Origin of the sequence: Halalkalibacter nanhaiisediminis, assembly GCF_007830185.1 — a bacterium.
In the GTDB taxonomy this organism is placed as follows: Bacteria; Bacillota; Bacilli; order Bacillales; family Bacillaceae_D; genus Halalkalibacter; species Halalkalibacter nanhaiisediminis.
Genome location: NZ_VLKZ01000005.1, coordinates 141,239 through 162,889, shown reverse-complemented (window position 1 = coordinate 162,889; position 21,651 = coordinate 141,239). Strand labels below are relative to the sequence as shown.

The window sequence follows — 21,651 nt, the reverse complement described above, 5'->3', positions numbered from 1 at the left end:
GTGTTCTTTTAATGAAACCCTAAATGTACCTCCACATCGGCTATGTTTGAACGTTTTCCTTCTCGTTTTGTTGTTGAGTCATAGGGAACGACTTCGTACTGTTTTTCGGAAAACGGGTTGAATCTGCCAACGAAATAATGCTGCTCACCAACGACAGTGGCAATTAATTCACGTTCGTTATGATGGCGTTCATAAATACGGTAATACACTCGTTTATCAGACGGAGCTGACCAATTTAATTCGACGCTCATCAGACCTCTTCCACCCATTGCAAGAGTCGCAGTTACATTATTAATGATTGGTAAATCAACTGGGGGTTCAAGCTCACTTACACCATCAGGCTTAGCAAAAGCCACCTCTCGCTTTTCTTTAGGTAATGCATTTATGATCTCTTTAAACAATGCTGTCGGATAACCACTCCCACCTCGCAAATAACGGTCTGTTGATGTCACATCATACCCCATCCAAACAGCTCCAACAACGGTTGGAGTATAGCCTGCAAACCAAGCGTCCATCGTTGCTCCCTCTACATCTGGATAAGAGGTCGTTCCTGTTTTTCCAGCAAGAGCCGTATCAACTGTGCCTCTTTGCCCTGTCCCTTCCTTAACAACCGACTCAAGCATTCTTGTCATATACCAAGCCGTTTGTGTAGAGACAACCTCTTCTTCTACCGTCGCCGCTTCACCAATTTTATCACCATCTTGATTATAAATTCTTTTAATGAAATAAGGTTCGACTCGCTTGCCACCTTCAGCAAACACACGATAGGCCGCTGCCATCTCTAACGGAGTCACACCCTCTTCTAGCCCTCCTAGTGCCAAAGCGAGACCACGATCTGGAATCGTGAGACCGAATTTCTCTAACGTTTCAATGGAAGAATCGATCCCAATTTCATTTAGCAGCCAAACAGCTGGAGCATTAACAGAGTCCGTCATTGTTTCATACATCGTCATTTCACCTGTGTATTCATTATCATAATTTCTAGGGGTATAACCTTCACCGTATTCAAGCAGTTTATCAGTTAACAATGAATAAGGATGATAGTCGCCGTTTTCGAGTGCAGGAGCAAAAACAGCTAGTGGTTTAAACGCAGAACCTGGCTGACGCTTGACATCTACTCGATTTAATCCTTTTCTCACATATTCACGGCCACCATGAACAGCAAGCACTCCACCTGTCTTGGCATCTAGCAGTACAAACGCAGTCTCAGCATCTTCATTTCCATCTGGAAAGAAGCGATCTTCCTTTATTTTTGCAAACGATACTTCCTGTATGCGACGATCCATTGGAACAACAATTTTATATCCACCAGTCAAAACCTCTTCATTTGTAAGCATATAGCGTTCTGCCGCTTCATCAAGCACCATATCAATATAGGTAAAATACGCTTCATTCTCCATGATTCGATGATGATCAACTGTAACGGTTCTTCCTTTTAACCGAACAGCTTCATTTGCATCAAGATACCCTTGTCTTTGCATCACATCAAGAACGAGATCACGTCGCTGCTTACTACGCTCTAGGTCTACAAGTGGCGAATAAGAATTTGGTGCTTTCGGTAATCCCGCCAGCAATGCTCCTTCTTCGATCGACAGTTCACTGACATCCTTGTTAAAATACATCTTAGAAGCAGCTTGAATACCGTACGCACCATGTCCAAAATAAATTCGATTCAAATACATTTCAAGAATTTCATTTTTACTATATTGACGTTCAATATTTATCGCGATAAGAACTTCCTTCGTTTTCCGTAAGATCGTCTTGTCGTTCGTCAAAAATGCATTTTTAGCAAGTTGCTGAGTGATCGTACTTCCACCCTCTACAGCTGCACCTGCTAATATATCACGGTAAAATGCACGGCCAATCGCCCAAAAATCAATCCCTAAGTGTTCATGAAAACGCGCATCCTCTATCGCAATAAAAGCATCTTGTACATGTTCGGGAATCTCATGAATCGAGACAAGCTCTCTATTTTCAATAAAAAGCTGCGAAAAAACAACTCCCTCTTCATCAACAAGAGACGTCGTTGTTTTCATCACTAAACTTTGATCATTTACAACATATTCACCGACTAAAATAATCACAAAATAAATAATAAGAGCTAAAAGAATCGTTCCTAGAATACTTGAAATACCAATAACTATTTTCTTTTGCACATTATCACCACCTTTTGTTTTTATTTATACAACGAATTCAGACTTTAGTTGAAATAAAGAAAAAATGCTATCTGTTGCCAGTCTTTATTATTGTAGGCTACACTTTATTTACGAGTTATAATCAGATTCGTTTCACATCATAACAAGAATCGGGAGGAAATGACATTGAAAAAAGCATTAACGATTGAAATTTCAGAGGATTCAACACTACCAAATCATGGTCTAACAATGGAAGGAGATTCTGGATCACTTTTCTTTTTTGAAGGTGAATCATATGAAGATCTATCAGCAAAACGCTACGAGATTTTCAGCGAAACTGGCGAGCTTCCAAGCAATGGGTATGTCGTGATGAATAACATTCCTGTCAGTGCTGAAGGTCGCGAAACGTTTGAAGAGCGCTTTAAAAACCGCGCAGGTCTAGTGGAAACAGAGCCTGGATTCAAAGCGATCCGTATTCTCCGTCCACTTGATGATGATACATACGTTGTCATGACGATTTGGGAGAATGAAGAATCATTTACAAATTGGCAAACATCACAATCCTATCAAAATGCACACAAAAAACGTGGTACTGCAGAGGGTCTTGCTACAACGATTTTTCCGCGTCCTTCCTTTGTCACAACTTACCACCTAAAAGGATAAAGGAATAAGTAAAAACATGCGATAGGCTCTCCCTTTCGCATGTTTTTTATTTGGCTAGACCATATCGATGAGCATAAACAGCCATTTGTGTTCGGTCGTCTAATTCAAGTTTTTGGAGAATATGACTAACATGAGTCTTCACCGTTTTAATACCAATAAAAAGAGTGTCAGCGATCTCTTGATTGCTTTTTCCTTCCCCTACTAATTGAAGAACCTCTCGTTCACGAGGTGTAAGCGAATCGTGCAAGTATTTTTCCTTTGCTCCTCTCATACGCTGCATTATTTTATTGGTCACTTTTGCTTCGACAACAGACTCCCCTTTTGCTGCACTCCGAATCGAATCAGCAATCTCTGTTGCCGATGATGTTTTAAGCAAGTAACTAAATGCACCAGCTTCAATCACAGGATACACCTTCTCATCATCAATAAAGCTTGTAAGGACAATGATCCTTGTTTCAGGTAAAATCTTCATAATAGCTGCAGTTGCACAAATCCCATCCATCTTCTCCATCACTAAATCCATTAAGATCACATCAGGCTTCTCTACTAAGGCAAGATCGATCCCTTCTTGACCATTACTCGCCTGACCAACGACAGACATATCCATTTGTGTTGAAAGGTATGCCGACAAACCCATTCGTACCATCTCATGATCATCAACTAGAAGTATTCGAATCATCTTGTTCCTCCTTCCATGCTATTGGAATGTTTGCTTCAATTTGCGTTCCTTTTTCTGGAACAGAGACAATATGTAACGTACCACCAATTTCATTGATCCTCTCACGCATTGTATGTAAGCCGTAGGAACCTTGGTGAACTATTTTCGTATCGAAACCAACTCCATTATCAATGAGCTTCACCTTCAACTCTTGGCTCGTTTGCCTCATTTGAAACTCAAGTTGTGTCGCCTTCGCATGCCTGAGTACATTGGAAATCGCTTCTTGAATCATTCGAAACAGCTGATCTTCAATCCCTCTTGGTATACTTAATTGTTGATCAATAATTGTATGAACCTTCACCTGGTATTTTTGTTCTAGCTCATTTAGTAATGTATGCATACCTTCTTCTAAACTTTTCCCTTCTAAATGAGCTGGACGAAGATGAAGCAACAATGCGCGCATTTCCGCTTGTGCTGTATTAGCCATGTTCTCAACCATCGCCACCTGAACAGCCGTTGAGTCTGAGGTATTTTGGAGATTTTGTTTAATAGCCGCTGTCATCATTGAAATCGCAAATAATTGTTGGCTAACAGCATCATGTAGATCTCTTGCTAAACGCTGGCGCTCTTCTGTTACCGCAGCTTTTTTCACCGTTTCTTGCATCTTGACTCGCTCTTTTGATAAACGTTGTAGCGAAGCGACCTGCTCTTCAATATGCTGTGCCATCCCATTCATTCTCTCTGCTAATTCCGCAACCTCATCTTCTCCTTCCACCTCAACTCGATGGGAAAATGTCCCGCGCTCATAACGAGTCGCACCATGGACAAGCTGATCAATTCGTCTCCTTATCGGGGCAGCCTGTATATATCCACTCATTAGACCAGTAACTACAATGACGAGGATCATCCAAATGGCAATGGGAATACCAACAAAGTCTCTGTCAAAGACAAGAAGCAAGCCACGGTCATCTTCATATGTAACGAGAAAGATTAAAAAGAAAGATGTTAGCAACGAGACAATGAAACTATGCCGAATAAATTGCCACTGTAATCGAGCCAAACGCTTCCTCATACCGCTCTCACCTTCACTTCTCCAATGACCGAAGAAAGAACAAGCTTTACCCGTCTTGGAGCTTGCTTATAGCCTTTTGTCGCGACACTAAGCTGCTGGTTCAGTCCATCTTGTTTTTCGTGAAATAAAGAAACTTCCCCAATGAATGAAGATGCCACAATAGTGACGGCCAAATCATCAGGTACAAAGAAATTAATTTGACAAATCATCCCTTGAACGATAATGACGGTCTCTCCTTCTGGAATCATTGCCTTTGTTAAATCTAACCTCACGTCGCCAATCCCATTCCAGATCATTAAATCATTTAACTCAAATGCTTCTCCTGTATAGTGAATATCACCTATCCAATTACGACGGATCGGTGGTTTTAAAAATTCGCGTTCCACATTGTTATATTCAAAAGGTTCTTTAAGTGAAAGTGGTAGCTTTATCTCACCTTCTATCTCCTGATCCTTTATTTCAACGGGTTGAATGTCTTCTTTCGCTTTCTCCTTTTTTCTTCGTTTTTTATGTTTTACTTTTTGCTCTCTCTTCTTATTTGGCGAACGAACTAAACGAATTCCATAATAAAGAGCGACAAAGGCAATGAGCAAACCAATCAAATTCATTCCAAGAATTTGATCAAAGAAAATGCTAGCACTGACAATAAAGAAAAACATACTTAAAAAGGTATGCTTTCTTTGATAAAAAAACATTCCTATTGCAAAAAAGATGAGCGGTGCCACAAAGGATCCTGTTGAGATATTCATCGCATCAAATAAAATGTTTAGACCGATAATGACAATAATGAATCCAATTATCGTCTGCTTCCTCATGCTTCCCGCTCCTTTCTCTCCATTACTTCTGAATATCCACGTCCCCCGAAATCGTTGAAACAAAAAACGGGAATTCTCCTTCGCCTATTTTACCAGAAATAGACCGTGATTGAATCGATTGTTCTCGCAAATTCTCTTCTATTTCTATCTCACCTGATGTTGTTTTAATTGAAAACGCTGCATTCGCAAAAGGAAGACCCACTTCTATATCTCCAGATACAGTCGCCAGTGATGTCGCCTCATTCTCACTCGCAAATCCAATTTCAATATCACCTGAAGTCGTTTTTCCATTTATAGCACCTGTCATTGCATCAACAAGAATATCTCCAGATGTACTCTTCATAACTGATTCCTTTGATTTTAACTGCCCAATCTCGATATCTCCAGACGTCGTTGACATCAAAGCATCTGTTGCCCCCACTTCCGTTATTTTTATATCACCTGAAATGGTTTTCAGACCGAGCTCCGTTAAATTGAGCCCCCTTGAAACTTTAATCGCACCTGAAACCGTCCTGACATCAAGCTCATCCTCATACTTCTCAGGTATCTGCACAACTGCACGCTCTGGTTCCCTAGAAAAATCAAAAGAAAAGAAGCTGAAACCTGGCTCTTTGATCTCAATTGATAACCCAGCATCCTGTTCTGTTGTCTGAATCTTCACACGTCCGTCAGTGCCTTCTAACTGGACAATTACCTCCGTTCCTTGATAGGTTTCAATATCAAAATCGATCGATGTACTCGACAAACGAATTTGCTCAAATGAATCAACTTCCTTTGACCACTCCTTCTCAGCTGTTACATTATTAAAAGACGAAAATAAAGAAGGAAGTGAGGTCAGCAAAACAAACAAGCCAAAAATAATCAGCGCGACTCCAGCAACTCTTTTCATTTCTCTTCCCTCCCTCATTCATTTATTTTTAAAAGATATAGAAACCTCTTTCTTACACCTAGTAAGAAAGAGGTTTCCCACACGACGTGGGTGTTTTTAGCGAAGGTTCTTTATCTTTTTCTTAGAGTGAGTGGACTTAAGTTCCTCCCTCATCCCCTCAATTCCATTTTTGTCTTCATTTGCGTAAGCTGTGCTTCAATTTCCTCAGAGTGAGCCTTGTCTTTACTCATTACTTCCACAGCTGTTTTACTGCCACTTTTCCATTCTAAGTCAATAACACGTTCTTCCATACGCTCAAATTCACTTTCAATCTTGCTTCCTTTTTGATCATATTTTTGTTTTGTCTGTTTCATTTGTTGATTTGCTTTGACAGCTTGCACGCGAAGGATTAACTCAAGCTTACGATCACGGAGTTGCCCGTATTTTAATTGTAACTGTTCTAATTCTTGTTTTCTTTCTTTTATTTGTGCTCTGTTTTTTTCTAGCATTTCTTCATAGCGATTCACTTGCTCAAAAGCATCCTTTTTACTAAATAACGCCCTACGTGCAAGATCATCATTTTCAGCCTCTAGAGCGATTCTCGCTTGCTGTTCACGACGTTCGACTAACTCTTTAGCTGCTTGTAAATTCTGTGTTAACGAATGTTCAAGAGCAACATGCTTCTCAATTTGTGCTTCTAACGTTTGTATATCTTCCTTCATATCACGCATATACTGTTTCACCATAATAACGGGATCTTCCATACGATCTAACCCTTCATGAATATAAGCTTTAAAAAATCGATTGATTCTTGTCATCACCATAATAATGGCCTCCTTTAGTTATTTGTTTGTTTTACTTTCATTAATTTCGCAAACTCTTCATCAATCGTGTCATACGTCGATTTGGTTGGTCTGCGCTCTACTACTATTTCATCGTCTTTAAACACTTGCTTAGACTTTAACAATTTGTATCCCCCGTAGATCAGAGCGATACCGAAAAGTAAACTGATCACTCCACCTAAACTACCGATCATAAACAGTAAACCAATCGTTAGCAGGAAAATACTTGAAAATGACCACCCACCTTTTTGCTGCCATTTAGAATAACCCCAGTACAGTAACCAAGCACCGATTGCAAGCCCGATTAAACCACCTAGGTGAATACCGATCATGCTAAGAAGCAGGCTTGCTCCAACTACAATAAGCAATACGCCTCCAAACATTTTTGCAGAATGCCTCATAGTCACCCTCCTTTATTTGAATTACCTTTATTGTAGAGGTGATCTTACTTTCTTCCGCCACTCCGAAGCATGGTTTTCTCTCAGTCTCAAGGCTGATATTTCTCATTAGCCTTATGACCTTTCCGTGAACGTTCCTATTATTTGCTATCGTTATCATGAGAATCAGCTATAATAAAGATTGTTCTAAAACGTTGGTGGGGTCATCTTTTCAATCTAAAAAGATGTTAAAATTGATTCATACTTTTAGATTAGGCTAGAATAGACTATACTGTCCTACTTTGTATTTTATTGATTAAAGAGGTGTTAAACATGGCTGAAGTTACGATTTGGCTTGCTTTTTTGGCAGGCGTTGTCTCTTTTTTATCACCATGTATTTTTCCATTAGTTCCTGCTTACTTAGCTCAACTAACTGGTACAAATATTGCTGATAATCAAGTCGGAGCTGATCGGAAATTAATTTTATCGAGAAGCATTGGTTTTGTAATTGGATTTACTACGATTTTCCTTTTACTCGGGGCTTCATCAACATTTATCGGGCAAGCTTTTTGGAGTAACAGACAGTTATTCGAGCAAATTGGCGGCATCATTATTTTTGTATTCGGTTTACAAATGATGGGTATCATTTCAATCCGAATGCTTATTAGCGAAAAAAGAATTTCTGCGAAACCACGAAAGTCAGCGAGCTTTGCTAACTCTGTACTGCTAGGATTTTTATTTGGTACTGGCTGGTCGCCATGTATTGGACTTGTGTTATCATCGATTCTCATACTTGCTAGTCAATCAGACACGATGTGGACAGGAATGTATATGCTGTTTATTTATTCGATTGGCTTAGGGATTCCTTTCGTTGGTGTGGCGCTCCTCTGGTCGCGCTCACTTGATAAAATGCGTAAATTAAACAAATGGCTACCTAAGATTCAAAAAGCAAGCGGCGGAATCATGATCGCGCTCGGTATCCTGCTTTTCACTGGACAATTCAGCGTCATTTCTGCTTATTTTGCACGCTTTGTTCCATTCTTTCTCTAAGTTCACTATGATACTAAAAAAGGTTGATCAAGCTTTAATACCTGCTTGATCAACCTTTTTATTTATGTCATTCATGCTCATCTGCAAGCCAACGAATGCGATAGCCATTCATCGCCGTTTCACTAAGCACATCTAGAAAACGATAATTCGCAACTGCTCCCACAATCGCTCCGAAACCTGGTATCAATTGAAACATCTTGGCTAAATCAATGTAGTCACGATAATCGAGCTGGAATTCCTTCCAATCAACATGATTTAAATACTCTTCTTTCTCAGGAAGTCTTAGTCTTTCTTCTTCCCAATTCTCAATTCGGTAAATGAGTCCTTCTCGTTTATCTTCTCTAGCGAATGCTAGTTGGAACAACAATAAAACAAATAATCGCTCACGATAATCACGAACATCATAGCCGTACGCAGAAGCCGTATCAAATAAATACTTCATTTTAATACTCAGCAAAAGTGGAAAATCTACCATGCCTAGCAAAATCCCACCCGCTCCTGTACCAGCACCTTCAAGCGCAGCTGTTCGTTTATAGGTACTTGTTAATGATCGCACTTTTTCTTCACGTTCTTTTAAACTTAATGCTTGTTCTGGCTGCTTTTGTAAGGTGTATTCTGATCCGACTAATGTGGCATGAACCATGTTTTTGATACTAGCAGTTACAACAGTATGAATTTTTTCAGGGACCATTTTATTCATTTTTGCTTGAATCCCTTTTGTATAGCGACCTGTCATTGATGGTCGTTTCATTAATCTCCTCTTCCATCTAACGAGTTCTTCTGCTACTTGATCTTCATACATATTTAGTTGCACCTCTCATCATGTCTTAGTACAATTCATGCAAACATCTTTAAAAACATGACTACTTTTTACGTTTGTGGATGAATGTGCGACTTCCTATAAAGCTATAGACCACCCCAACAACGAGTGCGACTCCTGCAATCATGGTTGAAGATGTCGCAAACAGCACACAAATCTGAACAGCTGTCATCATTAATAGGAGACGGAAGCTAACCTGTGTTAACGCCTCTTGTTTTATTCCCTCGCCTACAGGATACAGGTCAACCCACATCATTGCATCATAATGATACCAAAGTGTTGCTAATTGATTTGTGACCATATGCATAAATAGTAGCATTACAACAAGCTGAAGCCAGCCATCAGGTATAACAAACAGGACAAGTGCCGAGATGACGACGAGACGAATATAAATACCTGCATAATCGTTTGCACGTAAGAACGAACGCGCAAATAAAAAATGATAAATGGACGTCTGTGAATTCGTCAATCCTTTAAGCAGCCAGCTAAGATAGCTTCTTGGTCGAACTTTATTTTTCAATTGCGGGACATCTGTGAAAGCATTGGCGATTCGGTAAAACGAAAGAAGCATCCCTTGTTCTACTTGAATCAAATGATCCCACTTTAATGACAACACCCTTGATAACTTACGATAATAGAAAACATATAGTCCTACCATAATCGCAAATACCGCGACAAGAAACAGCCAATTCGCTCCCGAAAAAAGGAGAAAAGCAAACGCAATATTAAGTACACCACGTAACAGAAAATGAGTACGCCTGTCCGTTTCACTCTGAAAACGCTGCTCCTCCCAGCTCGTAAGTATATTCCAGCCCTTAACAATCAGAAGCATACTCAGTACAAACAACACGCTTCCAGCATGCTCTCTAAGATACTGTGAATATAATGGTGAAAGGACTATCAACACTAAAAATATAACTGCACTTTGTAAAACAAAGGAATACCGTTGTGAAGCATGAAAATAAGAGTCTAACTTCGATTCATACGGTAAGAGAAAAACGACATCAGCTGGTTTGACAAACGTTCTCACTCCACTTCTCGTTAATAAATGAGCGAATACAGCGACAAATATCCACACAGCTGGGAATGATTCTGGTAGCCAATCAAGCAACACGCTATAGTAATAACTACCAATAATAATTAACACATACACTGTAAAAAGAAAGCCACTATTCCCGATTAATCGTAAATAGCGAATCGCCTCATTCCAATAATCACGAACTCGTTCGTTCCATAATGTCATTCCATCTCTCATACGAGTTCTTCCTTTGTCATCTCAATATAAATATCATCAAGCGTCGCATTAGGCATCTTCAACTCGTCTCTCATTTCATTAAGTGTTCCTTCAAGGACAACTCGACCTTCATGCAAAATTACAAATCGATCACAATGCCGTTCAGCTGTTGCTAAAATATGAGTAGACATCAACACAGCCGCACCACGTTTTTTCATATCCTCTAAAAAGGTTAGAAATGATTGAATTCCAATCGGATCAAGTCCAACAATTGGCTCATCGACAATATAAGCTGGTGGCTCAATCAAAAAGGCACTCATAATCATAACTTTTTGACGCATCCCTTTTGAAAAATGGCTCGGGTACCATTTTTTCATTTTCTGCATTCGAAATTCCTTAAGCAGTCTATCAGCTCGTTCTTGAAAAAGCTGCTCATCAAGACCATAAGCAAGAGCTGTTAGTTCAAGATGCTCCCATAATGTTAGTTCATCATATAAAATCGGCATTTCTGGGATATAAGCATATGACCTGCGATACTCATTCAAATCATCTTGAAACGATTTTCCTGCAACCGTTACCTTTCCTTTATGTGGTTGGAGTAACCCGAGGATATGTTTAATCGTCGTACTTTTCCCTGCACCATTTAAACCAATTAAACCAACTATTTCAGCTTTATTCACAGTGAAATTCACATCATGTAAAACTGGCTTCTTTGGATGATATCCACCTGTTAATCCAGATATCTTTATGACCTCTGACACGTTCACCACACTCCTTCATCATCTTATCTTATCAAATTGACAGTAGGTTTCTCTAGTCAGAAGAAGACAAAACAAAAAGAAGCTCTGTACCCATATGGCACGAAGCTTCAATCTTGATTTGTTTTCACCTTACACATCAGATGGCATCGGTGTATTGGTTGGCTCTGCAAAGCCCTCTTGATAACGGTCATCAACAAATTCACGGATTTCTTCAAGCGATGCTCCTCGGTCATGAAGCTCCATTGAATAATAAGCAATCTCTAAACAAACAGGACACTTTGCACCATGATCGTCCCAAACAAGCGAACCATCATCATTGTGGATATTTATAAAACAATCATAGCTGCTACGGTGACCTGCGGTTTCTCCGCATCCACAATAACAAGGCATATGTTCAATTACGTCTTGATAATGTGGAACACGAGCATAAATATCTGCGATCGTATCAGGATGATTACTTAAAAATGAAGGCAGTGTCTCAATGGAAGCTGTCAGCTCGTGTACATCTTCCAAACTATTCACATGTTCTGTATGCTCACTTGTAGTCGATTCCTCTTCTGGTCCCGACTGACAACCAACTGCTATAAGCATAACAGACATAATTAGTATGCCTAGCTTTTTCACATCGTTTCACCTCTATAATGATCATTTGTTCTCATTATAGCATGGTAAAACTTTAATCAGATTGGACAAAATTGTGAAAAACACTGATACTCTACTCTCAATCATTAGTTAACCATCTTTGCCCCGTCTCCCCAGAACTGCTTCCGTAATTGAACCTTTTGGATTTTTCCAGACGCTGTTTTCGGTAGTTCATCGGCAAATGTAATGCCTTTTGGCGATTTAAAATGAGCCATTTTACTTTTAGCAAAAGTGATTAGCTCATCTTCTGTTAAAGAGTGACCTTCTCTAACAACAACAATTGCATGTGGAACCTCTCCCCATTTTTCATGAGGGACTGCCACAACTGCAGCTTCTAGGACTGCAGGATGATCATATAAGACTCCTTCAACCTCAATCGAAGAAATGTTCTCACCGCCACTTATTATAACGTCTTTCTTACGGTCAACAATTTCAATGTACCCGTTTTCATCAATGGTTGCCATATCCCCTGTGTGAAGCCAACCATTCACAATTGTCTCAGCAGTCGCTTCAGGATTTTTCCAATATCCTTCCATGACACCATTGGTTCTCGTTACAATTTCTCCTATTGCCTTGCCGTCCATCGCCACTGGTTCACCATTTTCATCAACGACACGGACTTTCGTTCCGATCAACGGGTAGCCTGTTTTTGCCTTAAGACGATATTTCTCCTCTTTAGACTTAGACAGATGGTGAGAGCGAATTTGTGATGTTGTAACAAGAGGTGATATCTCCGTCATACCGTACACTTGGATAAACTCCCACTTCAAGTCCTCTTCTACTCTCGTTACAAAAGCAGGAGGTGGAGCTGATCCAGCAATGACCACTCTCATATTATGGTTTGTTTTTAATTGATTTTGTTGTTGATAGCTTAGTAGCATATTTAATACAGTAGGTGCCATATGAGCAACTGTTACACCGTGATCCTCAATCTTTTTAAAAATAGTGCCAGCATCCACTTTACGAAGCATAACTTGAGTCGCACCATTTGCTGTGTAATAGAAAGGGGAACCCCAGCCATTTACATGAAACATCGGTAATACATGTAGTAGGGTATCTTGATCTGAAACACGGAGATGGTGCTGAACACTCATAGCGTGTAAGTAATTACTGCGATGTGTCAGCATAACCCCCTTCGGATTTCCCGTCGTTCCACTTGTATATAAAAGACTTGCAATATCTGTTTCTTCAAGTTGAACACGGTCGAACTCAGTAGATGGTTGAGCATCAAGCCATTTTTCATAGCTCTTATAATGCTCTGTATCCTCTTTTGCACCGTGTACAATGATCTCTCTTACTGTTTCCAATTGATCTAAAATTGGTTCTACTAAAGGAAACAATTCATGATCAACAAAAAGAACTTGACTCTCACTGTGGTTTAAAATAAAAACATAGTCTGCTGCTTTTAGTCGTGTATTTAATGGTGTCATGACTCCACCAACATGAAAAACGCCATAGAAACCTTCAAGCATCTCGTATGTATTAGGAGCAAGATAAGCTACTTTATCACCTTTTTCAATATTAAGCGCTTTCAAACCATGTGCTAATTTTTGCACACGAATATGTAATTCGTTATAGGTGAATGTCTGATTGTCTCCAATAATTGCTGACTTCTTGCCATAAAGCTCAACTGCTCTGTCTAGGAAATCTGTTAACACTAATGGTACATGCATATCATTTCCACCCCAATTTTTTATTTTTTTAAATTATTCAAACACATTGTACCATTTTCCATATAACTGTGTACATCATTCTTAGCAAATTTCGAACTGTTATATGACAATAAGACACTTGCCACCGTCACTTGAGCTCGGTTATAGTGAATGTACAAATTAAATTAGGAAGAAGAGGGATTCGATGACATTTGATCCAAACTGCATTTTCTGTAAAATTGTCAAAGGGGATATTCCAGCAGCTAAAGTATATGAAGACGAGCATGTTCTGGCATTCCTAGATATTAGCCAAGTGACAAAAGGCCACACTCTCGTCATTCCAAAAGTTCACCAAAAAGATATCTTTGAACTATCTTCTGAAGTAGCAAGCCATCTGTTTTCGGTTGTTCCAAAAATCGCTCATGGTATTAACAAAGCTTATCAGCCAGCTGGCCTAAATATCGTTAATAATAACGGCGAAGCAGCTGGACAAACTGTTTTCCATTATCACATCCACCTTATCCCTAGATACGGGAAAGGCGATGGTTTTGGTGCTGTTTGGAAAGACCATAGCTCAAATTATAGCGGGGATGACCTTCAAAAAATGGCGCATGAAATTTCTGCCTTTATCAAAAGCTAACTCTAATCAAGAGTTGGCTTTTTCTTTATCTGTTAAGATTAATTGAGGCACTTTCGCTTTTCTTTGTCTAGCTACAGTGCCTAGCTGCTCGAGGTTCCTTCAACCTGTACAACGTTGCCTAAACCATGGCAACTCCTGTCCAGGCTTCCAGTACTTGTCGCAGCTATTCGAGGCACTTTCGCTTTTCTGTCATAAAACATTCTGAAAATACGTAAAAAACTAATCAAAATTCGTGAAAACTATGGTACGATAATCATAATCCAATAACCCGTTAATGTGGTGAAGAGATAAAGGAGTGGAGAAACATGCAAAAGGTATACAATTTTAATGCTGGTCCTTCTGCTTTGCCGAAAGAAGTATTAGAGAAGGCGCAAGCAGAGTTAACCAACTTCAATGAAACAGGAATGTCAGTAATGGAACTTAGTCACCGTAGTAAAGAGTATGAAGCGGTGCACAATGAAGCGATCTCTCTTTTTAAAGAATTGCTTAATATTCCAGATTCCTATAAAGTTTTATTTCTGCAAGGAGGAGCAAGTCTACAATTTTCAATGGTTCCTCTTCAATTTTTAAAGCCAGGAACAATTGGTAACTATATCCTAAGTGGTGCTTGGTCTGAAAAAGCACTTAAGGAAGCTAAACTGATTGGAGAAACAACTATTGCTGGATCAACAAAAAATTCAGAATATCGTTCTATCCCAGCTATTGATTCTTTAACATTTAACGATAATGATGCATATGTACACCTTACATCAAACAACACAATTTATGGTACACAATGGGCGGATTTCCCAGCTGTTACTCATGCTCCATTAATTGCCGATATGTCTAGTGACATTCTCTCGCGTCCAATTGATGTTGAAAAATTTGGTCTTATTTATGCAGGAGCGCAAAAAAATCTTGGTCCATCAGGAATAACGGTTGCCATTATTCGTGAAGATCTACTGGAAGCAGAAGTTGAAAGTGTTCCATCAATGCTTCGTTATAAAACGCATTCAGATACTAATTCTCTTTACCACACACCACCAACATTTGCGATTTACATGCTACGCAATGTCCTACAATGGGCTAAGGAACAAGGTGGTGTAGAAGCAATCGAGCGTAAAAACCAAGAAAAAGCAAAACTCATTTATGATGCAATTGACGAAAGTAATGGCTTTTACACTGGACATGCAGATAAAGATGCTCGTTCATTAATGAATATTACATTCAACCTTCCTTCAGAGGAACACAATAAGACATTCCTTGCAAAGGCAAAAGAGCTTGGATTTGTTGGATTAAATGGTCACCGCTCAGTTGGGGGTTGTCGCGCTTCCACATACAATGCTGTACCACTCGAAGCATGTATGGCTTTACGCGATTTCATGAATGATTATCGTTTAAATAATCAGTAGTCTAAATATTTTTCTAAAATAATAAAGTAGTTAGGAATGAAACACTCCTAACTACTTTATGTTAAAACAAGCATCGCTGCACTTGATCCACTTATTAACAAAATGAAGAGTAAGACGATAAAAGTTGTTTTAAATTGCCTACGCTCGTCTTTTCTTACTTTACGCGCTAGACGAAGTGAGACATAAATAAATCCGTAAGCTGACAATAAGCAAGCTGAAATGAGTAATAAAATAATCGCTTCCATCTTATCCCTCCTTAATCTTATATTTATATGATGATGTGAATGGGAATATGACGATAACACCATGAAAGGTGGTTTCTAGCTATGAAAGCAAAATCATTTCTATCTGGAGTCATGATCGGAACAGCACTCGCAGCTGTTGCTACTCTTTTAACAACGCCATCTTCTGGTAGAGAGTTAAAAATGAGATGTAAAAATAACGCATCTAAAGTTCGCGCTAGTGTTCAACAATTCTCACAGGATAGCAACGCGCTAGCACGCCAACTAAAAACAACAACACAAGTTAGCAAAGAAGCCATTAAAATTGTCGGAACCGAAGTAAAAGAATCAGTTGATCATTGGAAACGCGACGTGGAACCCACTCTTGCACAACTGAAGGAAGATATTGATTCTTTACAAAAAAATGTAGAAAAAGCGAAGCAGCTTTCATCCTAAGAGGCTGCTTTCTCTTAAACCTTTATACTTGTAAAACAGTCCTGATTTTCTAAATTTTATAATTAACTAATTTTTCACTTTATTTTTTATTAAAACCTTGTCATAATAGAAAGAATAAAAATATTTAAAGATAACATTCGGGATACATTTGTTTAAATTTGAATAGTACTTCTGGATGGGAGGAGAAAAATGGACCAACAATTATCTGGCTCCTTAAAACAATCAGTCATGTTTAGCCATAAGGTAGCACAGTTAAGTAAGGCACTTTGGAAATCGGTTGAGAAAGATTGGCAAACTTGGATTAAGCCATTTGATCTTAATATTAATGAGCATCACATTCTATGGATTGCTTATCATTTAGACGGGGCTTCAATATCAGATATTGCAAAGTTTGGTGTTATGCACGTCTCAACTGCTTTCAATTTTTCAAAGAAACTCGAGGATCGAGGGTTACTTGTTTTCTCGAAAAAAGAAAATGACAAAAGAAACACTTATGTTTGTTTAACAAATGAGGGAAAAGAGTTATTTTTACAAACAATGGAGGCCTATCAACCAAGCACATACGGTGTGTATGAAGGTGCTCTACCCATTAAAGATCTTTACGGAAAATTCCCTGAATTCTCAGAAATAATGAGTATTGTTCGTCATATTTATGGTCCTGATTTTGTTGAAATGTTTGAAGATTCATTAACAAAGTTTGACGAAGGATTTACCGAAGATGATGGACGACTTATCAAACACGTACCAGATAGAAAAAAGGATTATGCCAATGAAGGAGCCTAGCTATATGCTAGGCTTTTTTTTTTGTGCTATTTTACTTGGAAAGTTTACAAGATCGCTAGTTACGCCTACGTCCTGGAAACTCGGTGTCACCTCAGCACTTGGAATGTTGCCATTTGTCAAAATCTATTTATTTTTGTCATAGGTATTGATTTCTTTAAAAAATAGGCGTAAATTATTCAATTAGATTGAGGAGGTGCAGCAGACGATGAACTGCTGGAAAACTATACGTATTACGCATGATTACGGTTCGTTGCGCCTAATGATGTATTCTGGATGCACGATGCTATTTTCTTTTTTATTTTATTACTTAGTTGTAAGTACTCTTGTAAAAACACCAGAACTAACGAATATTGGTTTCTTTTTCTTTATTGGAAGCATCATATTTTTAGTAATCATTCATCAGGCTCTTCATATTATTCCGATTTGGTTATGTGGTAACAAGGCTAAAGTGAAATTGAAATGGAACTCATTTATCCCAACATTAACTGTCAAGATTACAAAACCGTTATCTCGTAATCTCTATTTGACAGCTCTATTAATGCCATTTCTTGTTATTACTGTTGTAGGCGCAATAGCCTCTGTTCTGTTTCCTATGTATATTGCCTACATTTCGATTATGAGTTCCATTCATTTTGGCCTCGTTTTCTACGATTTGGTCTATGTATCTTATTTATTAAAAGCACCAAAGAAATGCTTTGTCGAGACCCATGCAGAGGGTTTTCATATTCTCATTAAACAGGCCATGTAATTTTATGATTTTTTCTTTAGATGAAATAAGAAGATGACTCTCTTTAGTCAGCTTCTTATTCATTCACTATCATATCAAGTTCAATGTGATCTTCCTTTAAGTCAAACGTTTTAAAACGAAAACGCATTGATTTATTACCCTCTACAGTAAGCTCTGTCACTTTCACTTCAACTAAGTGGTCACTTGGATACATTTCAACCCACTCTGGAAGCTCAATCCACTCATAGATGAGCTGCAATACCCTGTCAACTGGCAAATATAGAATTCCAACTGAAAATGTTTCTACTTCTAATAATAAATCACCATTCTCAGCAACGATTGGTTGAAAATTAACCGTAACAGGTACATTTCTTCCTAAAATGGAAAAAGAGGAGCGAAATTGTACATGCTCGTCAGTGAGTTCGACCATATAAGGAATCTCCGTCGGATTAGCAGCAATTTGCGAAGCTATGAATGAATTTAACCTCATCTTATCCGATTGAATGGAAAACGTCGCTTCTTTTGCAGAAGGCTGCTGCTGAAGGTAATGGTCTTGACTCACTTCGGGAAAGTAACGTAAAAAAAAGCTCATAAAGATAATGAAAGCGATGAGGATAAGTGTTACTAAAGAAAAGAATGCTATTTTCCAACCGTTCATTGCTCTATTCATCTCTTCACACCTCTCTATCTCTTCTTCCATCATTTTAATTCGACAATAGACCGTTTACAATCCTTAACATATTAATAATAATAAGAAAGGAAGATTTTAATGAAATAAGGTATTTTCCTATCTTTTTTACTCAATCTTTGATAAAGTTTAATTATAATTGCTTGTCAGGAGGAAGATGCATGGTCTTCTTTATTATTTTGTTCGCGCTTTTCATTTTATTTGTGATTAACTCAATGACAGATGCATTATGCATAAAGCGTGAGATTCCATTAGAAAAACAGCCTAAATTGTTTAGAACAATCAATATTCTTATGACCATCTTACTAACATCTACATATGTTAAAATTTTATTCACATAAGAAACACTCCAGCGCCTTGATCAGCCGCTGGAGCTAGACATCATCGAATTTTCTACTTTCTTGCCTTTTAAGAAAAGGGAGAGCTTCATTAAGCCCTCCCTTTTCTCAATTGTCACACTTTAACAGAACCAAGAAGCCCCGATAATCACGAGCAAAATAAACAAGACTACGATTAACGCAAATCCACCGTGATGAGTATGGCTCATTTTAACCCCTCCTTCTTAAATGATTACAACCAAGCTGCACCTACAATAACTAATAAGATAAACAAGACTACAATTAACGCAAATCCACCGTGGTATGCGTGAGACATATACACACCTCCTCTGTGTTTTACTAGAATATACTATGCTTTCACTCAACTTTTGTACCCGTCTGCTACCTTATTGGGCTATTACCTGTCTTTGCTTATGAAACTGTTTCTCTCTCTTTAGAATGTATGGTATAGTTATGTTTGGAATCGATATAGGCGCTTTAAAGAGCGAGAATTTGGGGAGTGAACAATAATGAAAAAAAGATTGATAGCTATTATCAGCCTTGCTTGTATGACAACATTAGCTGCTTGTAATAATGATGCAGCAAGTGATAACTCAACGGTAGCAACCGTTAATGGAACAGAAATCACAGAATCAGAATTTATCGATACGTTAAAGCAACGATACGGAAAAGACACTCTTGAGGAGATGATTCAACGTACTGTTTTAAATGAAGCTGGGGAAGATGTTGAGGTCACCGATGAGGAAATTGAAGAAGAGCTAGATAATTTCCGTAGCAATTTCGGGACGGAAAATGATGAAGAACTTTTAGAATTGCTTCGTACACAATTTAATATTCAAGCTGATTCTATGGATACATTTGTTCAAGAATTTATTGTACCTCCTCTTGTTCTACAAAAATTAACTGCATCAGATGTAGAAGTAACAGAGGAACAAATGCAAGCGTATTATGAAGAGAATTCAGAGCAATTTGAGGAACAAGTGGAAGCAAGTCACATTCTTGTTGAAGATGAAACAGCGGCACAAGAAGTTTTAGAGAGACTTGAAGCTGGTGAGGATTTTGCTGAATTAGCACAGGAATATTCAATTGATGGATCAGCAGCTAACGGAGGAGAACTAGGATTCTTTGGTAAAGGCCGAATGGTTCCACCATTTGAAGAGGCTGCTTTTGAACTAGCAATCGATGAAATTAGTGATCCTGTTGAATCTGATTTTGGGTTTCATATTATTAAAGTAACTGACAAAAAAGAGACATTTGATGATTATAAATCTGATATTGAACAACTTCTCACTCAACAACAGTCTAAAACGACAGATGAAGTGATGGAAGAATTAATCGACAATGCGAATATTGAGATTCAAGATCCTCAGTATTCTGATTTATTTTCAAAGGAAGATAGTACAGAAGAAGCTGCTCCTGCCCCTGCTCCAGCTGAATAATGTAAAAAACAATCCTAAGAGTGTTGGCTCTTAGGATTGTTTTATATTTCTACGTTCTTTTTCCTCTTCCATTCTTCTAATATAAACATTTCCTTCGCTCTCGATCCACTCGTTTTCATAGCGCCTGTCTTCAAGAAAGTATTTAACAGTCATATAGCCACTTAAACCAATACCGACAAGAACAAAATAGATCCACCAAGGGCTTGAAAGGAGAAAGGCACCAATAGCTGTTTGAGTTACAATAAAGCTAACGGCTAGAATAACTAATAAAAAGAGCGCTACTTGCTTATTTTTCTGTGTACGTTTCATTATTTCCCCTCCATGCTTGTCATCGTTAGTATACGATATGTACAAGCATTAGAAGTTAGAACTACAAATCAAGTGGTGGTTCATGAAAACTTGGCTTATAAAAGCTACGATTATCCATAGGCATGATGCGCTCAGAGAATTCTCCAGGCTGAACGCGTTCAAGAGCACGATCCATCATGTTCATTTTCGCATCAATGTTATCTACCATATGTAGGACTTCTGCTTCGCGAATGACAGGCGCTTTTGGACTCCCCCATTCTCCCTTACCATGGTGGCTTAGAATAAGATGTTGCAACATTAGAACTTCTTCCCCTTCGATGTTCAGTTCCTTAGCTGCTTCAGCAATTTCAGTAACCATAATCGATATATGACCAAGCAATTTTCCTTCTAGTGTATATGTGGTATCAATTGGACCTGATAACTCACGCACTTTGCCAAGATCATGAAGGATGACTCCCGCATACAATAAATCAGGATCGAGTGTAGGATATAATTGGAACAAACTTTTCGCTACCTTTAACATACAAACGACATGATATGCGAGCCCTGACACAAATTCATGATGGTTCTTTGTTGCAGCAGGAGACTCAAGAAATGCTTGCTGATGCTTTTTCACTAAATGACGTGTGATACGCTGAATGTTTGCATTTTTCATTTCAAAGATATACTGTGTAACTTCCTCAAGCATATCTTCAGGTGATAATGGAGCTGATCTGATAAAGTCCGCTACTTTCACTTGATCCATCGCAGTTGTTGGTCGAATGCTACTAATCTTCAATTGTAGTCGTCCACGGTATTCTGTTACTTCTCCTTGAATATGAACAATCACTCTACTCTTGAAAGTCGCTTCATCTTCAGGTGAACATCCCCACAGCTTTGATTCAATATCACCAGTATGGTCGCTAAGAATTAATGTAAGAAACGGTTTTCCATTACTAGCCGTTCCCTTTGTCGCGGTTTTAATTAAGTAATAGGTCTCTACTCGATCGCCTACTTGTTGAAAACGAATCCCTTTACTCATGAGTAACATCACCCCATCTTTAATCTTCTTTTCCTACCGATAAGTATAG

The 21,651-nt window shown here is 38.5% G+C and carries 27 protein-coding genes; 9 read left to right on the top strand and 18 right to left on the bottom strand.

What is annotated here, in order from left to right; all coding sequences use genetic code 11:
* Positions 1-8: 8 nt before the first annotated feature.
* The gene (locus tag IQ10_RS10350) at positions 9-2,156 is read right to left on the bottom strand and encodes a transglycosylase domain-containing protein (RefSeq protein WP_144450436.1); all 2,148 of its coding nucleotides are present in this window, start codon (positions 2,154-2,156) and stop codon (positions 9-11) included.
* A 165-nt stretch (positions 2,157-2,321) separates the two neighbouring features.
* Between IQ10_RS10350 and IQ10_RS10345 the strand changes: the two genes are divergently transcribed.
* Positions 2,322-2,798, top strand: a complete 477-nt coding sequence (locus IQ10_RS10345; protein ID WP_277877976.1) for an antibiotic biosynthesis monooxygenase family protein — start codon at positions 2,322-2,324, stop codon at positions 2,796-2,798.
* Positions 2,799-2,844: 46 nt separating this feature from the next.
* Here the strand turns inward: IQ10_RS10345 and IQ10_RS10340 are convergent, their stop codons facing one another.
* The 6 genes from IQ10_RS10340 to IQ10_RS10315 form a co-directional block, all read right to left on the bottom strand.
* Positions 2,845-3,477 (bottom strand): response regulator, encoded by a 633-nt coding sequence (locus IQ10_RS10340; protein ID WP_144450434.1) that lies wholly within the window; start codon positions 3,475-3,477, stop codon positions 2,845-2,847.
* Positions 3,455-4,528, bottom strand: coding sequence for a HAMP domain-containing sensor histidine kinase (locus IQ10_RS10335; RefSeq protein ID WP_144450433.1), 1,074 nt, complete (start codon positions 4,526-4,528; stop codon positions 3,455-3,457). The genes IQ10_RS10340 and IQ10_RS10335 overlap by 23 nt, the downstream gene beginning before the upstream one ends.
* Positions 4,525-5,343 carry a cell wall-active antibiotics response protein LiaF gene (liaF, locus tag IQ10_RS10330; RefSeq protein WP_144450432.1) on the bottom strand — a complete coding sequence of 273 codons (819 nt, stop codon included), beginning with the start codon at positions 5,341-5,343 and terminating at the stop codon, positions 4,525-4,527. The genes IQ10_RS10335 and liaF overlap by 4 nt, the downstream gene beginning before the upstream one ends.
* A 22-nt stretch (positions 5,344-5,365) precedes the next feature.
* Positions 5,366-6,232: a DUF4097 family beta strand repeat-containing protein gene (locus tag IQ10_RS10325; RefSeq protein WP_158640029.1), complete on the bottom strand. Its 867-nt coding sequence runs from the start codon at positions 6,230-6,232 to the stop codon at positions 5,366-5,368.
* Positions 6,233-6,381: 149 nt separating this feature from the next.
* A complete protein-coding gene (locus IQ10_RS10320) occupies positions 6,382-7,035 on the bottom strand; it encodes a PspA/IM30 family protein (protein ID WP_144450430.1) in 654 nt (217 codons plus the stop codon).
* Between the two features lie 14 nt (positions 7,036-7,049).
* The gene (locus IQ10_RS10315; RefSeq protein WP_144450429.1) at positions 7,050-7,454 is read right to left on the bottom strand and encodes a LiaF transmembrane domain-containing protein; all 405 of its coding nucleotides are present in this window, start codon (positions 7,452-7,454) and stop codon (positions 7,050-7,052) included.
* Between the two features lie 309 nt (positions 7,455-7,763).
* On the opposite strand from IQ10_RS10315, the gene IQ10_RS10310 reads away from it, so the two are divergent.
* Positions 7,764-8,480, top strand: coding sequence for a cytochrome c biogenesis CcdA family protein (locus IQ10_RS10310; RefSeq protein ID WP_144450428.1), 717 nt, complete (start codon positions 7,764-7,766; stop codon positions 8,478-8,480).
* Positions 8,481-8,547: 67 nt separating this feature from the next.
* Here the strand turns inward: IQ10_RS10310 and IQ10_RS10305 are convergent, their stop codons facing one another.
* The 5 genes from IQ10_RS10305 to IQ10_RS10285 all read right to left on the bottom strand — a co-directional run bounded on the left by IQ10_RS10305 (position 8,548) and on the right by IQ10_RS10285 (position 13,610).
* Positions 8,548-9,282, bottom strand: a complete 735-nt coding sequence (locus tag IQ10_RS10305) for an EcsC family protein (RefSeq protein WP_144450427.1) — start codon at positions 9,280-9,282, stop codon at positions 8,548-8,550.
* Positions 9,283-9,343: 61 nt separating this feature from the next.
* The gene (locus IQ10_RS10300) at positions 9,344-10,555 is read right to left on the bottom strand and encodes an ABC transporter permease (RefSeq protein ID WP_144450426.1); all 1,212 of its coding nucleotides are present in this window, start codon (positions 10,553-10,555) and stop codon (positions 9,344-9,346) included.
* Positions 10,552-11,295 (bottom strand): ABC transporter ATP-binding protein, encoded by a 744-nt coding sequence (locus IQ10_RS10295; RefSeq protein WP_144450425.1) that lies wholly within the window; start codon positions 11,293-11,295, stop codon positions 10,552-10,554. The genes IQ10_RS10300 and IQ10_RS10295 overlap by 4 nt, the downstream gene beginning before the upstream one ends.
* 129 nt (positions 11,296-11,424) lie before the next feature.
* On the bottom strand, positions 11,425-11,919 hold the full coding sequence (locus IQ10_RS10290) for a PCYCGC motif-containing (lipo)protein (RefSeq protein ID WP_144450424.1): 495 nt from the start codon (positions 11,917-11,919) through the stop codon (positions 11,425-11,427).
* A 104-nt stretch (positions 11,920-12,023) separates the two neighbouring features.
* Positions 12,024-13,610: a long-chain-fatty-acid--CoA ligase gene (locus tag IQ10_RS10285; RefSeq protein WP_144450423.1), complete on the bottom strand. Its 1,587-nt coding sequence runs from the start codon at positions 13,608-13,610 to the stop codon at positions 12,024-12,026.
* A gap of 184 nt (positions 13,611-13,794) precedes the next feature.
* Here IQ10_RS10285 and IQ10_RS10280 point away from each other — a divergent pair, with 184 nt between their 5' ends.
* Positions 13,795-14,229, top strand: coding sequence for an HIT family protein (locus IQ10_RS10280; protein WP_144450422.1), 435 nt, complete (start codon positions 13,795-13,797; stop codon positions 14,227-14,229).
* A gap of 305 nt (positions 14,230-14,534) precedes the next feature.
* A complete protein-coding gene (serC, locus tag IQ10_RS10275; RefSeq protein ID WP_144450421.1) occupies positions 14,535-15,620 on the top strand; it encodes a 3-phosphoserine/phosphohydroxythreonine transaminase in 1,086 nt (361 codons plus the stop codon).
* Positions 15,621-15,676: 56 nt separating this feature from the next.
* Here serC and IQ10_RS10270 read toward each other — a convergent pair whose 3' ends face one another.
* Positions 15,677-15,865: a hypothetical protein gene (locus IQ10_RS10270; RefSeq protein WP_144450420.1), complete on the bottom strand. Its 189-nt coding sequence runs from the start codon at positions 15,863-15,865 to the stop codon at positions 15,677-15,679.
* A gap of 81 nt (positions 15,866-15,946) precedes the next feature.
* On the opposite strand from IQ10_RS10270, the gene IQ10_RS10265 reads away from it, so the two are divergent.
* The 3 genes from IQ10_RS10265 to IQ10_RS10255 all read left to right on the top strand — a co-directional run bounded on the left by IQ10_RS10265 (position 15,947) and on the right by IQ10_RS10255 (position 17,828).
* Positions 15,947-16,297 carry a YtxH domain-containing protein gene (locus IQ10_RS10265; protein ID WP_144450419.1) on the top strand — a complete coding sequence of 117 codons (351 nt, stop codon included), beginning with the start codon at positions 15,947-15,949 and terminating at the stop codon, positions 16,295-16,297.
* 189 nt (positions 16,298-16,486) lie between these two features.
* Entirely contained in the window at positions 16,487-17,080 is a 594-nt protein-coding gene (locus IQ10_RS10260) for an HTH-type transcriptional regulator Hpr (protein ID WP_144450418.1), read from the top strand.
* 205 nt (positions 17,081-17,285) lie between these two features.
* Positions 17,286-17,828: a DUF3267 domain-containing protein gene (locus tag IQ10_RS10255; protein ID WP_144450417.1), complete on the top strand. Its 543-nt coding sequence runs from the start codon at positions 17,286-17,288 to the stop codon at positions 17,826-17,828.
* Positions 17,829-17,883: 55 nt separating this feature from the next.
* Here IQ10_RS10255 and IQ10_RS10250 read toward each other — a convergent pair whose 3' ends face one another.
* A complete protein-coding gene (locus IQ10_RS10250; protein WP_158640028.1) occupies positions 17,884-18,477 on the bottom strand; it encodes a YpmS family protein in 594 nt (197 codons plus the stop codon).
* 179 nt (positions 18,478-18,656) lie between these two features.
* Between IQ10_RS10250 and IQ10_RS10245 the strand changes: the two genes are divergently transcribed.
* Positions 18,657-18,836: a hypothetical protein gene (locus IQ10_RS10245; protein WP_144450415.1), complete on the top strand. Its 180-nt coding sequence runs from the start codon at positions 18,657-18,659 to the stop codon at positions 18,834-18,836.
* A 119-nt stretch (positions 18,837-18,955) separates the two neighbouring features.
* Here the strand turns inward: IQ10_RS10245 and IQ10_RS10240 are convergent, their stop codons facing one another.
* Positions 18,956-19,042 (bottom strand): YjcZ family sporulation protein, encoded by an 87-nt coding sequence (locus IQ10_RS10240; protein WP_144450600.1) that lies wholly within the window; start codon positions 19,040-19,042, stop codon positions 18,956-18,958.
* A gap of 23 nt (positions 19,043-19,065) precedes the next feature.
* On the bottom strand, positions 19,066-19,149 hold the full coding sequence (locus tag IQ10_RS10235) for a YjcZ family sporulation protein (RefSeq protein ID WP_088102685.1): 84 nt from the start codon (positions 19,147-19,149) through the stop codon (positions 19,066-19,068).
* A 193-nt stretch (positions 19,150-19,342) separates the two neighbouring features.
* On the opposite strand from IQ10_RS10235, the gene IQ10_RS10230 reads away from it, so the two are divergent.
* Positions 19,343-20,272 carry a peptidylprolyl isomerase gene (locus IQ10_RS10230; RefSeq protein WP_144450414.1) on the top strand — a complete coding sequence of 310 codons (930 nt, stop codon included), beginning with the start codon at positions 19,343-19,345 and terminating at the stop codon, positions 20,270-20,272.
* A gap of 30 nt (positions 20,273-20,302) precedes the next feature.
* On the opposite strand, the gene IQ10_RS10225 is transcribed toward IQ10_RS10230, so the two are convergent.
* Both IQ10_RS10225 and yhaM read right to left on the bottom strand, forming a co-directional pair.
* Positions 20,303-20,581: a sporulation YhaL family protein gene (locus IQ10_RS10225; protein ID WP_144450413.1), complete on the bottom strand. Its 279-nt coding sequence runs from the start codon at positions 20,579-20,581 to the stop codon at positions 20,303-20,305.
* Positions 20,582-20,642: 61 nt separating this feature from the next.
* Positions 20,643-21,602, bottom strand: a complete 960-nt coding sequence (yhaM, locus tag IQ10_RS10220) for a 3'-5' exoribonuclease YhaM (RefSeq protein WP_144450412.1) — start codon at positions 21,600-21,602, stop codon at positions 20,643-20,645.
* Positions 21,603-21,651 lie beyond the last annotated feature (49 nt).

Bases quoted from the DNA above. Each gene is read 5' to 3' on its own strand.
- IQ10_RS10340 (WP_144450434.1), bottom strand. From the start codon at position 3,477: ATGATTCGAATACTTCTAGTTGATGATCATGAGATGGTACGAATGGGT.
- IQ10_RS10335 (WP_144450433.1), bottom strand. From the start codon at position 4,528: ATGAGGAAGCGTTTGGCTCGATTACAGTGGCAATTTATTCGGCATAGT.
- liaF (WP_144450432.1), bottom strand. From the start codon at position 5,343: ATGAGGAAGCAGACGATAATTGGATTCATTATTGTCATTATCGGTCTA.
- IQ10_RS10325 (WP_158640029.1), bottom strand. From the start codon at position 6,232: ATGAAAAGAGTTGCTGGAGTCGCGCTGATTATTTTTGGCTTGTTTGTT.
- IQ10_RS10320 (WP_144450430.1), bottom strand. From the start codon at position 7,035: ATGGTGATGACAAGAATCAATCGATTTTTTAAAGCTTATATTCATGAA.
- IQ10_RS10315 (WP_144450429.1), bottom strand. From the start codon at position 7,454: ATGAGGCATTCTGCAAAAATGTTTGGAGGCGTATTGCTTATTGTAGTT.
- IQ10_RS10310 (WP_144450428.1), top strand. From the start codon at position 7,764: ATGGCTGAAGTTACGATTTGGCTTGCTTTTTTGGCAGGCGTTGTCTCT.
- IQ10_RS10305 (WP_144450427.1), bottom strand. From the start codon at position 9,282: ATGTATGAAGATCAAGTAGCAGAAGAACTCGTTAGATGGAAGAGGAGA.
- IQ10_RS10300 (WP_144450426.1), bottom strand. From the start codon at position 10,555: ATGAGAGATGGAATGACATTATGGAACGAACGAGTTCGTGATTATTGG.
- IQ10_RS10285 (WP_144450423.1), bottom strand. From the start codon at position 13,610: ATGCATGTACCATTAGTGTTAACAGATTTCCTAGACAGAGCAGTTGAG.
- IQ10_RS10280 (WP_144450422.1), top strand. From the start codon at position 13,795: ATGACATTTGATCCAAACTGCATTTTCTGTAAAATTGTCAAAGGGGAT.
- serC (WP_144450421.1), top strand. From the start codon at position 14,535: ATGCAAAAGGTATACAATTTTAATGCTGGTCCTTCTGCTTTGCCGAAA.
- IQ10_RS10270 (WP_144450420.1), bottom strand. From the start codon at position 15,865: ATGGAAGCGATTATTTTATTACTCATTTCAGCTTGCTTATTGTCAGCT.
- IQ10_RS10265 (WP_144450419.1), top strand. From the start codon at position 15,947: ATGAAAGCAAAATCATTTCTATCTGGAGTCATGATCGGAACAGCACTC.
- IQ10_RS10260 (WP_144450418.1), top strand. From the start codon at position 16,487: ATGGACCAACAATTATCTGGCTCCTTAAAACAATCAGTCATGTTTAGC.
- IQ10_RS10255 (WP_144450417.1), top strand. From the start codon at position 17,286: ATGAACTGCTGGAAAACTATACGTATTACGCATGATTACGGTTCGTTG.
- IQ10_RS10250 (WP_158640028.1), bottom strand. From the start codon at position 18,477: ATGAATAGAGCAATGAACGGTTGGAAAATAGCATTCTTTTCTTTAGTA.
- IQ10_RS10245 (WP_144450415.1), top strand. From the start codon at position 18,657: ATGGTCTTCTTTATTATTTTGTTCGCGCTTTTCATTTTATTTGTGATT.
- IQ10_RS10240 (WP_144450600.1), bottom strand. From the start codon at position 19,042: ATGAGCCATACTCATCACGGTGGATTTGCGTTAATCGTAGTCTTGTTT.
- IQ10_RS10235 (WP_088102685.1), bottom strand. From the start codon at position 19,149: ATGTCTCACGCATACCACGGTGGATTTGCGTTAATTGTAGTCTTGTTT.
- IQ10_RS10230 (WP_144450414.1), top strand. From the start codon at position 19,343: ATGAAAAAAAGATTGATAGCTATTATCAGCCTTGCTTGTATGACAACA.
- IQ10_RS10225 (WP_144450413.1), bottom strand. From the start codon at position 20,581: ATGAAACGTACACAGAAAAATAAGCAAGTAGCGCTCTTTTTATTAGTT.
- yhaM (WP_144450412.1), bottom strand. From the start codon at position 21,602: ATGAGTAAAGGGATTCGTTTTCAACAAGTAGGCGATCGAGTAGAGACC.